The sequence below is a fragment of the Hydrogenophaga bisanensis genome (assembly GCF_042665135.1).
Lineage (GTDB): Bacteria > Pseudomonadota > Gammaproteobacteria > Burkholderiales > Burkholderiaceae_C > Hydrogenophaga > Hydrogenophaga bisanensis.
The window spans coordinates 12,893-25,611 of sequence record NZ_JBHTBX010000013.1; the positions used below are offsets into that span (position 1 = coordinate 12,893).

Here is a 12,719-nt window from a genome sequence, read left to right on the forward strand (position 1 = left end):
TTTTTTCATTCCATGTCGGAAAAAGTCTACTGTTACGTCCCTGCGGTGTGCATCGACGACGAGTCCCAGTTGACAGCGCACGTCCGTTCGAAGCTGCGGCTGGCCCTCAATCAGGGACTCAAGCCGATACCGATCCCTGCGAACACCCGCGACGTGGCCATCAACATCGACAGCGAACTGCTCAAGGAGGTGCGCTTTCTGGCCAAGAACAGTGGCGGGCTGGCCACCGGCAGGGTGATCGGCGGCCTGCTCTACGCCCTGCACTGGTCCAAGCGCATGGCCGATGACGTGCTGGACGCCAGCGAGCAGACGGCAGCCCCGCTCTCGCCCAATGCCAAGGGACTCAAGCCGGGCCAGAGACGCGTCATTGAGGAAGCCGCGCCCCTGCTGCTCAACGGCAAAGTGGTTTTCTCCGAGTGCGGCACCGGCACCGGCAAGGCGCGCATGATTTCTCACCTTGCCTCATTTGTGCTGGACGCCAGAGATCAGCACCGGCTGCCTCGGCGGCCGTATTGCGAACGAGACTGGGCAGCGCATTCCACCCTGCCCGAGGGCATCAAGAAGCACCTGGAGCGCGTCCAGGAGGCCCATGAGCAGCGCCTGCAGGCCTTGGTCGATGCGTACAGTCCAAGCTCGACTACCACCAGCTTCTTCGAGAAGACGGCCGCTGTGGTCGCCTGCGCCCCCACCATCGAGAACGTCGCCCATCTCGTGCGCGAGTGGCTGGCTGTGCGACGGCATCTGGACCCCCAGGGAGTGCGCCGGGTCGGCGTGCGACTCGGTCGGGCTCAGTTCATCGATCCAGCGCTGCTGGAGCTTCAACTGGAGGAGTCCGATCCCGAAATGAAGGGCTTCCCGCGTGTGCGCAAGTGGTTGTACTCAGGGATGCCGGCGGGCGCCACCCGAGCGAGCAAGGCGTTTCTGCAGCTGCAGCCAGGCCTGGCGGGGTTGATGATCGATCTGGCAGAGCTTGCCAGGCAAGACAGCGCCGCGGGCAACCTGGAGCTTGATGTGGCTGCGTGCGCGCTCACCAGCGAGGTCGCCGATGCCGACGAGTCGGCAGAGCACTACACACTGCACAAGGGCAATGCCGGCAGTGGACTGGACCTGATCTTCACCACGCTGGCGGCGGTCGCGATGGACAACATGATGCTGGGCTTTGAAAAGTCAGGCGGACTGCTGCCACCCAACATCGGCGCACTGATCATCGACGAGGCGCATGAGTTCGAACCGACGCAAGCAAACCTGGCCGCCCACACACTGTCGCTGAGCAACCTGCGTGCGGCTCTCAAGCGCCTGGAGGGTCACCGCTCACACAGGCAGATCGAGCACGCATCAGCACGCCTGCAGGTCCTGCGCAGCGCCCTGGAGCAGATGCCGGACCAGCAGATCCTCCCCCCAAGGCAAGGCGAGCCGACTGCCGCCCAGTGGAACGTGGCTCTTGGCGAAATGGCCACGCTGATCGAAGCGCTCGAGCCGATCTGCAAGAAGCCACGAAGGACAAAGCGCCAGCCCTCAGCCGTGGAGCTGGGTCCTGCCCAGCGAAAGGCGATGGATCTGGTTGAGCGATACCTGGCGGTCCTCAAGGACGTCACGTCTGTCAAGGACTGGGCATCGCGCGGGGTCCTCTCGCTCAGCCCCATTCGCCACTACGTCAACCTCACGTTCGGTCCTTCAACCGTGGCCCGCCATCTGGCCGCTCGATGGCATGTGACGCCCTGCGCCATGCACCTGTCGGGCAGCCTGTACCACATCAGCAGCACTGGGCCCAACGCTCGCTTTGCCGCAGCCTCGGTCTCAGCGCTGGACCGCATGGCCCAGACCGGCAGCTTCATGCCAAGCTGGCTGACCAGCTCCCCTACCCTGTTCCTGCCCGGCGCCGAGCGGCTGCACACGTTGATGCCACCGCCTCGGGACAGTGCCACGCCCACCGCCATGCGCTACTGGCTGGAGAACGTGGGCGCGGCCATCGCGCTGGCTGCCAAGGATGCCGCCGGCGGGACTCTGGTGCTAATGACGGGATACGAGCGCCTGAATCTGCTGGCACAGGTCATTCGAGATCTCCATCCGGAGCTGGCGGGCGATCGCCTGGTGGTCCAAAGTCCTGGCACCGGGGTCAGTTCATGCGCCGACGAGTTCACGCGCAAGTCCAGGGAAGGACTGAGGCCCATCTGGCTGGCCACGGGAGGCGCCTGGACAGGACTTGACCTGACCGATGCAGACAAGCCAGCCGACAAGGACTTGTTGCTGACCGACCTGGTGATCCCCGGCACGCCGTTTGGCCTGGACCAGAACACCACACAGATGGACCGGTTGCGCCGCATGGGGTTTGTTGCCGAGATCATGGTTGCCCAGCGAAAACTGCGCCAGGGCTTGGGTCGACTGATCCGCCGCGAAGGTGTGCAAAATCGGCGCATCTGGATGCTCGATGCCCGAATCCTCAATCCCACAACAGCTCATCGATTTGGCGATTTGCGCCTGGTTTTGCAGCAGTACCTCAAGACTGAGCGGTTTTGATCAAACCGCGAATGGTTTCCTCATGACTCTCAACAACAAAACACTAGCCATCCTGGTCATTTCCCTTGCTTCATCATCTGCCTTCGCGCAGAAGGTCTACAAGTGCGGCAACACGTACAGCCAGCAGCCATGCGGCGCAAACACACAAGAGATTGAAATCAAGGCACCGCCACCAGACCCCAACACCATTGAAGGCATGCTGGAGGGCTACAAGCGCCTAGAGGAAAAATTAGACGCCGCAAGCAAGAAGGCAGAGGCAGAAAGAAAAAAGAACGAAGAGATCACCAAGAAGCGTGAGGCTGCTCGCGCCCTACAGGAGCAAGAGCGCGCCAAGCAGGCCAAAGAGGAGGAAGACAACCTTAAGGCTGAACTCGAAACATTGCGTGGACGCCCGATGCCTTCAGCCGCAACGATCAGGAATAACTTTGACCGCTGCAAATCGTTTATCAAGCGACGTCTGAAGGATCCAATGTCGGCAGTCTTCGATCAACAATATCGACATCAGGAGCCCATGATCATCACCAAACCGAATTCTGATAAAAAGGTGTTGGCTCACCCCTATCGCATTTCTGTGAATGCGAAGAATAGCTTCGGGGGATATGTTGGATTCAAGAGTTACAGCTGCTTCTTCGATGTCAACGAGGATGACTTCCTCTTTATTTTGGATTGATGCAATACACCAGTCGGCCATACCGGTTGATAGTGGGGGGGCATCGATCTAAGGTTGGCCTTGGTCAACAGGAGATTTAGACAACCGTTGTTATCATCCGTAGTGCCGCTCTAAAAATAAACTGTTGAAGAAAGAGATTCATGCCAACGTTGAACTGGATAGGCAAAGACGCTGTTGTTAAACACCACAAAGAAGTGCCGTTTCGCCTGCTTGAGCCAGTTTCTGAACTGTCCTGTGGCCCAGTTGACACTGGCAATCTCATCGTTCAGGGCGACAACCTGCACGCGCTCAAGGCCCTGCTCCCTCGCTATGCTGGCCAAGTGAAGTGCATCTACATCGACCCGCCCTACAACACCGGCAACGAGGGATGGGTGTACAACGACAACGTCAACAGCCCGGAGATCCGCAGGTGGCTGGGCGAGGTAGTTGGGAAGGAAGGTGAGACGCTGGACAGGCACGACCGCTGGCTCTCGATGATGTACCCACGCCTCGTGCTGCTCAAGCAATTCCTACGCGAAGACGGAGCAATTTTCGTCTCCATCGACGACAACGAGGTGGCGACGCTACGGTTGTTGATGGATGAGATATTTGGGGCGAAGAATTTTGTGGCCACTGTGCTTTGGCAGAAGGTCTATTCACCAAAAAACTCTGCACGTCATCTCTCAGAGGACCACGACTACATCGTCATCTACGCAGCCAAGGCGAACATTTGGAAACCAAACTTGCTTGGTCGCACTGACGAGCAAAATGCAGCTTACAAAAATCCAGATAACGATCCAAGAGGAATCTGGAAAACCAGCGACCTCTCGGCACGTAACTACTATGGTGATGGCACATATTCGGTAACAAGCCCTTCCGGTCGCGTTATTGAAGCCCCTCCCAAAGGGCGCTACTGGACTGTTTCGAAGGCACGATTCCAAGAGCTGGATCAAGACAATCGCATATGGTGGGGAATAAGGGGGGATTCCATTCCCCAACTCAAGCGATTTTTGTCTGATGTGAAGGATGGCGTGGTGCCGCAAACAATGTGGTTCTACAAAGACGTGGGACATACCCAGGAAGCGAAGAAAGAACTACTCGAACTGGTGGACTTTGACACCTCGGATGACGTCTTCATCACTCCAAAGCCAACCCGTTTGATTCAGCGCATCTTGCAGATCGCGACCGACAAGGATTCAATCGTCCTCGACAGTTTTGCTGGATCAGGTACGACCGGGCATGCGGTTCTCAAGCAAAACGCGGAGGATGGCGGCACACGCCGGTTCATCCAAGTCGAAATGCTGCCTGACGTAGCAAGCGCAATCACAGCAGAACGCGCCAAGCGAGCCATTACGGGCTATACCAACGCCAAGGGCCAAGCCGTCAACGGAACTGGCAGTGGATTCCAGTTCTGCCGCCTGTCCGCCGAACCTTTGTTCACCGCGGACGGCCAAATCCGCGCCGATGTGAAATTCGCGCAACTGGCCGAGTTCGTCTGGTTTGCAGAAACAGGTACCGGCTTCACCGGTACGGCCGACTCTCCCCTGCTGGGTGTACACGAAGGCCGCGCCATCTACCTGCTCTACAACGGCATCCTCAAGGACAAGTCGGTGGGCGGCGGTAACGTGCTGACAGGCCCGGTGTTCGAGGTACTGCCAAAGTTCGCCGGCCCAAAAGTCATTTACGCCGCCGCCAATCGCTTGGGTTCACGTGCCACACGCGAGAGGATCACCTTCAAGCAAACCCCTTACGCGCTGGAGGTGTAATCCATGTCTACATTCGCCCCAAAAAAGTACCAGCAGGAAGTCCTGGACAGCGTGGAGGCCTACTTCAAGGCCTGTCACGAGCTACCTTCGCCGTCGATCGCATTCACCGCCATCACTGAGCGCCTGTGGGGCCGTGGGAGCCCTTACAACGGGCTGTCGGGGTTCCCTGCTGACATGCCCTACTTCTGCCTTCGAGTTCCCACCGGGGGAGGCAAAACATGGCTGGCGGCAAAGAGCGTTCACCTGGTCAATACGCATCTACTGCGATGCGAACACAGTGTGATCCTCTGGCTGGTTCCCAGCAAGCCAATCCGTGAGCAAACCATCAAGGCTCTGAAGGATCGAAGCCACCCGTATCACACTGCGCTGCGCGAAGTGGGACCGATCACTGTTCTTGACCTGGACGAGGCCAAGAGTGTGACCCGTGCCACACTGGATACCTCAACCACCGTGATAGTGGCCACGCGACAGGCGTTCCAAGTCGAGGAAGAGGAATGCCGCAAGGTGTACCAGTCCAGCGGCGCACTGATGCATCACTTCGACAACCTGTCGCCGACGCAGCGCGAGGATTTGCTCACCGATGGCCAGGACAGCGAGCGAACCACTCCTTACTCACTGGCCAACGTACTGCGTCTACGCCGCCCATTTGTGGTGGTAGATGAAGCACACAACAGTCGCACCGAGCTGGCATTCGACATGCTGGCACGCTTCCGGCCCAGCGGGGTAATGGAGTTGACCGCCACGCCAGACCTGGAACGGACGCCCACGAACGTGCTTCACAGCGTGTCCGCCGCCGAGTTGAAGGCCGAGGAAATGATCAAGCTGCCGGTGGTACTGGAGACAGAACCCAACTGGCAACAGTGCCTGGCGGATGCCATTGGCCGCCGCGATGCCCTGCACAGACTGGCCGATGAAGAGCGCCGTGCCGGCTCAGCATATCTTCGCCCACTGGTGTTGATCCAGTCCGAGCCGCGGCGCAGTGGCATCGAGACACTGGACTTCGAGAAGGTCAAGAACGAGCTGATCACCAACCACGGCATCCCCGCCAATGAGATCGTGGTCGCCACGGGCGAAGAAAGAGGCCTGGAACAGATCGATGCCGACTACAAACTGGGCATTGCAGACCCCACCTGTCCAGTGAAGTTCGTCATCACCCAAAAAGCGCTTGCAGAGGGATGGGACTGCCCGTTCGCCTATATCCTGGTGAGCATGGCCTCTCTTTCATCGGCCACTGCGGTAGAGCAGCTGCTGGGACGCGTGCTTCGACAGCCTGGGGCCAGCCATCGCAATGCCAAGGCACTGAACCAATCCTATGCCTTCGTGGTCTCGCAAAACTTTGCAGAGACAGCTGGCGCTTTGCGGGATCGCCTGGTAGCTGGCGCTGGATTCGAGCGGCGAGAAGTCACTGACTTCGTCAGAGCCTCCACCGCCGAGCAGGCTCGATTGGATCTCGATGGATATGCTGGACGTGTGATCGTCAGGCCCGTGGCCATCACCCTGACAGAAAAGCCTGATCTCAAAGCCGTTCCGAAGGTGGTGCGCGACAAGGTGACCTGGGACAGCAAGCTCAACACTCTGACCATCAGCACGCCACTGACTGAAGAGGATGCCAACGCTCTCAAGGCCTCTGTCACCTCTGAAACAGCCGCTGCTGCAATCATTGAGGCAGCTCAAGTCAGCCGCACCACGGCCGTGGAGTTCTTCCTCACACCGGCTGAAGCTGGCGATCGTCTGCTCGTTCCCCAACTGGCCTTGCGCACGCAAGGTACTTTGGCGCTATTCGATGACCCAGAGATACTGGAATACCCATGGGATCTCTCGCCTGTCGATGCAACTCCCTCAGCTGATGACCTGAATACTCTGAACGCAGCGCTGAAAGTAACCCAGGGCGGCGAGGTCGATATCGATGAGCGCGGACACATGGTCTCGCGCTTCCTGCCGGAGCTGCAGCGTGACTTGGGTCTTGTCTATCAGCCCGAGAACTGGGATGAGGTTCGCATCGCCACTTGGCTTTGCCGCAACCTACCTGAGCCATCGCTGACCCATGCAAGCAAGCAGGCCTTTGTCGCTGCCTGGCTCACAAACCTCCTGCGCCAGGATGACTTCACATTGGCCCGCGCCAATCTGCAGAAATTCCTGATCCGCAACCTGCTGGAAGCAAGTATCCGTGAGCTTCGCAAGAAAGCCGTTGCCGCCGCTTTCCAACGCACTCTGTTCGGTGACGATGCAGCGTCTCGGGTCGCTGTCACGGATCAGTACGCGTTCGAGTTCCATGCCCAGGCCTACGCCCCAAGCCGTGACTATGACGGACGTTTTGGCCACTTCGACTTCAGGAAGCACTACTACGGCCGGATAGGCGACTTTGACAGCAAGGAAGAGTTCGAGTGCGCTTGTCAGCTGGACACCTGGGCACAACAGGGCCGCATTCAGTTCTGGGTACGCAACCTCGTGCGCCGTGAAGGCAGTTCGTTCTTCCTTCAAAAGGCAGACGGGCGGTTCTATCCGGATTTCATCTGCCAGCTACCCTCTTCTAACGAACAGCCAGGGCCTGTTCTGGCTGTCGAGTACAAGGGTGGAGATCGCTGGATTTCCGCAGAGGATGACCGTCTGATCGGCAATCTTTGGGCAAGTCTGTCTGGAGATCGCTGCCGCTTTGTCATGGTCAAAGACAAGCAGTGGGCTTGGATTGATTCGCAGCTTGGATGACCAAGGAACACCGGATCGACTGGTCAAGAATGGTCGGATCGGTCATCCGGAATCCGAGCCAGATATTTCTCAGTTGCTCCGACTGGGTGAACTGCGCTGGTATGACGGCTGCCCGGACAAGCGGCCTGGCGAGGTCATCATCCATCGGGAAGCACCCCTTCTGTATGACTTCGCTCAGGCCGTCAAAGTCGCACGCTCGCTGCGTCGCTGGCGGGCATCCTCGTGGACAGCATCGGATGGCTCTGTCGGCGCATGGGCAGCCTCTGTCGTGCACATGGAGATCGACCTGCTACGCACATGGTCGGCCTCAAAACAATCTACTTTTTCCTGATTTGAATAGGAGCTTCGTTTGTCCAACCACCAGCCTGATCTTGTTGCACTGGGCCGCCTGTTGCTCATCCTGAACGAGTTCAGAAAAGCCTATCCGGAGATGCCCGTTCAGATGGCAGCAACCCTTGTGACCGTGGCTCACTACCCAGGCCTCAGTGTCACCGAACTGGCAAACCTTTCTGGGAACACACTTGCCTCTTGCTCAAGACACCTGGAGACCTTGGGTCCCTACAACGAGGTGAAAAAAGTCGGTCTCGGCCTGATCGAGAAGGGCTACTCCCCCTCAGATCGTCGCAAGCAGATTCACAACCTCTCGCCCGCAGGAGCCAGCCTGGTTCGCTCAGTGGTCGACGTGATCAACCGCTAGACCTGAGGGTTCAGGGCCCGGTTGACGCTCCATATGCGCCACACCTGTGCTCCACAGCCGTGATCCCAGAAGGAACGTGGCGTGTTGATAGCAGACCGGATCGCGGTATCTGAAAGCCCTCGACCGCAACAATAGAACAAACACAAAGGGGATTGAAAGTGACACTGGAAGTTGACGGAGCGCCCAGTCCAAGGCACGCCCGAGTGCTGCCGAGTTTTGCGGTGGCCTTTGTGGTGAGGCCACTTGACTGCAGTTTGGGATCGGTCGAAGCTCGAGAGTTGCTTGCGTGGCGGAGGCCGGGCTTGCCGAACTGCAAAACCGCAAGCCACTTGCGAGCCCAGTTTGTCAGACGCAAGCGGGAGACCTTTGATGCGATATGGGACGCAAGTGTCAACGTAAGCATCGTAGAAGAGTGGCGCAGAGCCCTCACTGACGAGGAGCGCCTACGACTGCTGCCCTTGGTCAGAGACGAAGAAGGGGTGCAGGCCTTCCCACAACTGACGCTACGGACCGTCAAAAGCCACTTGCGCATGCCCGTTGCGGACGTACTCGGGGTGCTGGCCAAACTGGAAGCGCTCTACTGGGTCCCTGCGCCTCAACGAGGCTCGTCCTCCAGCGGCGCCCAGATGCACACCCTGATTCCAGTAGACCCAGCCCTCCGGGAGCGAATGGAGGCTTGTCTTTCCTCTGCCTGGGTCAAGGCGCTGCATCCCCACGATCTGAGGTTCCCGAGACTGGATGACCAGACACTGTCCGAATGGCTTGGTGGCCATCTTGAACGCAAGGAGATGCCCGCAGCAGCACATGATGTGTGTCAGCGGCTTCTGGCCGCCGACAGTGCGTCGTGGGCCCAAGAGCTGGCCGACATCACAAGTTGGGCCATGGAGCACGCCTCTCCTCGACCAGGGAAAGAGGAGACAAAGAAGCGCTGGACGGAGATCTTCTTGGCCCGACATGGCGGCTTGAGTGGGCTCGAACTTCAAAAGGTGGGTGAACAATTCGGCCTAACTCGCGAGAGAGTTCGCCAGATCTGCGACGGCGTTCTCGTCGGGCTACGGTCTCATCCAGTCCAGATGCCAGCCCTGGAGCGTCTCTTGAATGCGGCCTCGCGTGTCATGCCGCTTTCCATGGAGGATGCCAATGTGCAGCTTGCCCCGTTCCTGGGAGAGGGATACGGTCTTCGCGCGGCAATGAATTTTGCCGACCTCATGGATCTGAAGAGCCCGGTTCGGGAGACGGCGCTACGAGCGCGAACTCACGATGGATACAAACCGGTCACCCTGGTCGAAGCGTACGATGCGCCGGCCTCATGGGCCAAAGACGCGTTGGCTCACGCCCGACGCGACTGCACGTTCGTTGGATGCACCAACTACCTGCGCATCGCTGGGCTACTTGCCCTGGAGCAAGGCATCGCCCCTGACTTGGAGACCCTTCAGACAGTCTTTGGAAATGCACCTGGCTTTCGTGTGCTGGATACTGATTCCGGGTGGTTCACCCTGGCAGACAGCGAGAGCAGCGCGACCGCCAGTCGTATGCGAAAGATCATGGCAGTTGCCGACGGAAGCGTCGACTTGGACACCGTCGCCTCAGCACTCATGACAGACGACAGATGGCTTCATCGCGAAGACGGGCGCACATTGGCTTTGCCACCTCTGCACGTGTTGGCCGAGCTTTTCTCGGGGTGGGACTGGCTCAAAGCCAACGGCCATAACAAGTACACCGCCAGAACGACGATCGATCCCAACGAGGTACTTTCGAGGACCGAGGTAGGTGCAGTCGAGGTGATCGAAAAGCATGGGGGTGCTGCCACTCGAGCTGAGCTTGCAGGACACTTGATCGGTAACCTGGGTGTCACCAACGTAGCGGTAAGCCAAATCGCTGCAATGTCAGCGGCGGTGTGCAAGCTCGACCACTCCATCTATGGCGTTCGAGGTCGACCATTGCCAGCAGAAGCGCTTATGGAGGCACGGAAACGCCGCACAGCTGAGCAGTATGCCCGGTCACCATACGCCGAGCTGGTGATGCAAGAGATCGATTTGTCTGCCCCGATTCGAACAACCGTGACGCAGTCGGCATCCACCGTGTCACCCACCCTGCGTGTCGTGTATCTGCCGAGCTACCTCTCAGGGAAGATAACGGGCGTGTTCGAGCACAAAGATGGTGTGTTGCCCCAGATCACTATCGGCTCCGCGAACCAGATCCGGCAGCTTGCAAAGGCTGCTCTGTCATTAGGCATAGGGCCAGGTGAGCGATTCGACATCATCTTCGATGTGCCCGGCAAAACTTATTCGATCCCAGATTCCGAAGACAAATCGGAGACAATATCAGCTTAATGATCTAACTCTTGGTGTAACCGTGGTAGTGCGCCTTCAAACAAAACACAACACGGTCGCGTCATAAGTTCAGATCAGCAACGATCGTGGAGGACGAAAATGCTGTGGATATCAAAAAAGAATCAACACATAGCGAGTAGAGCAAGACTCAAATCATTCCCCGCAGCAAGAACGGAGAACGAAACGCCACCGACAAAGAAGAAGTGGCGTTTAATTGCTTCAAGCTTTTCTAATATCATTGCAAGGGCAACCGGAACTCTAGCGGGGGCATCCATCACCCTGGTAACTTCATTTCTTGGGGCGGCAGCAGCTGCATATCTGACAATAAATTATCTGGAGTCCTTCAAGGCGCAGGAGGCTCTAAGGACATTTGCAGTTACCCAACTATATCAGCCACTGAGACAAAAAAGCCTCAAATGCCATGAGCTTCGAATTGAAGCCACTTCAAACGCCAGGATAGTCTCCAACACGAGCGAGCTTGTGTTGTTGCACTTAAAGGATATCAGAAATCGGAAAGAGAAACTCTCGCTTGACAATACCAAGTTTATACTGCCAATTGTCAAGGAGATTTTCGAACACTACACGAAAGCATCCGTACAGTTATCAAAGCTGCAAGACGAAATCGCACTATGCGAGCGAGAGGTCGCATTTGCCAGCCACGAACTGGCTACCGTTTTAGGCCTTAACGACCAATTCTCCACACTCAATCAGCAGTTCATCAAATCGACGCCAAAACATCCAACAGGCCAACATTATTCCGCAGTTATCGACTATCTCGGCAACCCCAAACTCATTAACTCCTTGATTCAAGCATTCGAGGACGCCGAAAATGGGCACCCAGAAAGAGCTGATTCGGCTCTCAGTCGCATCCAATCCGATCTGGAGAAGACAGCCAAAAGCGCAGCAGACGATCTCACCCATAAACGCAGACTCTTGAACGCCGGCTTTGAAAACGACACCAAGACAATCAGCCTCTTTTTGAATGAATTACGAAAGAGATTTGAATTAGCGCCAGAAATATCGCCAGCGCAGGTTCTTGAAGACTTGAAAAATGGCACTGAGTCGAATTCCGAAGCGCAACCCCTCAATAAAGTCGAACCCACGAAACCTGGCGCCTAGATATCTTTCTCCCACCCAACTGTGAAAACCTTCAACATCTATACGCACTCTTCCCTGCCCGCCGAGGCCGTCAAAGTCGGCTTCTCCTGGCCAGCCTTCTTCTTCGGTGTCATCTGGATGGCAGTCAAGAACCTCTGGAGCCATGCCGCCGGCTATGTGGCCGTCTACGTGGCCCTTTACTTCTTCGAGCACCTGATCAAGGAGACTGGTCGAGGCATGGTCGCTGTCGTGCTCTTGCTGCTGATCGCTGCCGGCTACTTCGCGTTGTGGCTCGTGCCAGCCTTCAAGGGCAACGCCTGGCGGGAAGCCAATCTGGTCAACCGCAACTTCACGTTCAAGGAAGCCATCCAGGCCGACTCGCCTGAGGCTGCCCTGGCAGCAATTTCAGACAACCGATGAACGAGCGTATGACACCCGCATCGGATGGTGGTCGGCAGGAGCCCGTTCTCACCGTCGACGTTCCTCCAGTCAAGACTCCCCATCACAGCAGTGTTCAGGCAGGCCACATGGAACCCAGATTTAGCAGATCCAGCAATCCGGAGGTCAACTACCTCCTCTGGTTCGTCGTCATCGCCCTGGCCGTTGCTGTGGGCAATATCCTGTCCACGATGGCCATAGGCGCCTTCGCCGACTACCAAGCACGCCAAGCCCTGGCAGAGGTGAACAAGACCATGCGTGAGCAGGCGCAAGCCGCCCAGAAGGAGACACAGCGCGCAAGGCAGGTTCAAGCCGAGCAGGAGGCTACTCGGCGTCAGCAATTGCGCCAACAGCGGGCGGCTGATCCCACGGGCACGAAGCTTGGCCGGACTTGCACTGAGTGGCAGGAGGCCGACGCGGCACTCAACAGCTACACAACCGGAGCAGAGGTGGCACGCCACTGCGGCCGATATGAGCAGTACCTCAATACAGGGGTGATCTCTCCCGTCCGGTGA

At 57.7% G+C, this 12,719-nt stretch carries 10 protein-coding genes; all 10 read left to right on the forward strand.

What is annotated here, in order from left to right; all coding sequences use genetic code 11:
- Positions 1-12 precede the first annotated feature (12 nt).
- Positions 13-2,517, forward strand: a complete 2,505-nt coding sequence (locus ACFQNJ_RS16135; RefSeq protein WP_382259406.1) for a helicase C-terminal domain-containing protein — start codon at positions 13-15, stop codon at positions 2,515-2,517.
- Positions 2,518-2,539: 22 nt separating this feature from the next.
- The gene (locus ACFQNJ_RS16140) at positions 2,540-3,187 is read left to right on the forward strand and encodes a DUF4124 domain-containing protein (RefSeq protein WP_382259408.1); all 648 of its coding nucleotides are present in this window, start codon (positions 2,540-2,542) and stop codon (positions 3,185-3,187) included.
- A 140-nt stretch (positions 3,188-3,327) separates the two neighbouring features.
- On the forward strand, positions 3,328-4,932 hold the full coding sequence (locus tag ACFQNJ_RS16145; RefSeq protein ID WP_382259410.1) for a site-specific DNA-methyltransferase: 1,605 nt from the start codon (positions 3,328-3,330) through the stop codon (positions 4,930-4,932).
- A gap of 3 nt (positions 4,933-4,935) precedes the next feature.
- The gene (locus tag ACFQNJ_RS16150) at positions 4,936-7,638 is read left to right on the forward strand and encodes a DEAD/DEAH box helicase (protein ID WP_382259412.1); all 2,703 of its coding nucleotides are present in this window, start codon (positions 4,936-4,938) and stop codon (positions 7,636-7,638) included.
- Entirely contained in the window at positions 7,631-7,969 is a 339-nt protein-coding gene (locus ACFQNJ_RS16155) for a hypothetical protein (protein WP_382259414.1), read from the forward strand. Before ACFQNJ_RS16150 ends, ACFQNJ_RS16155 begins: the two co-directional genes overlap by 8 nt.
- 18 nt (positions 7,970-7,987) lie before the next feature.
- Positions 7,988-8,335, forward strand: coding sequence for a MarR family winged helix-turn-helix transcriptional regulator (locus ACFQNJ_RS16160; protein ID WP_382259416.1), 348 nt, complete (start codon positions 7,988-7,990; stop codon positions 8,333-8,335).
- Between the two features lie 530 nt (positions 8,336-8,865).
- Complete coding sequence (locus tag ACFQNJ_RS16165) at positions 8,866-10,668, forward strand: hypothetical protein (protein ID WP_382259418.1); 1,803 nt, start codon at positions 8,866-8,868, stop codon at positions 10,666-10,668.
- A 99-nt stretch (positions 10,669-10,767) separates the two neighbouring features.
- Positions 10,768-11,787, forward strand: coding sequence for a hypothetical protein (locus ACFQNJ_RS16170; RefSeq protein ID WP_382259419.1), 1,020 nt, complete (start codon positions 10,768-10,770; stop codon positions 11,785-11,787).
- 21 nt (positions 11,788-11,808) lie between these two features.
- A complete protein-coding gene (locus ACFQNJ_RS16175; RefSeq protein WP_382259420.1) occupies positions 11,809-12,186 on the forward strand; it encodes a DUF2628 domain-containing protein in 378 nt (125 codons plus the stop codon).
- Positions 12,183-12,719, forward strand: coding sequence for a hypothetical protein (locus tag ACFQNJ_RS16180; protein ID WP_382259421.1), 537 nt, complete (start codon positions 12,183-12,185; stop codon positions 12,717-12,719). The genes ACFQNJ_RS16175 and ACFQNJ_RS16180 overlap by 4 nt, the downstream gene beginning before the upstream one ends.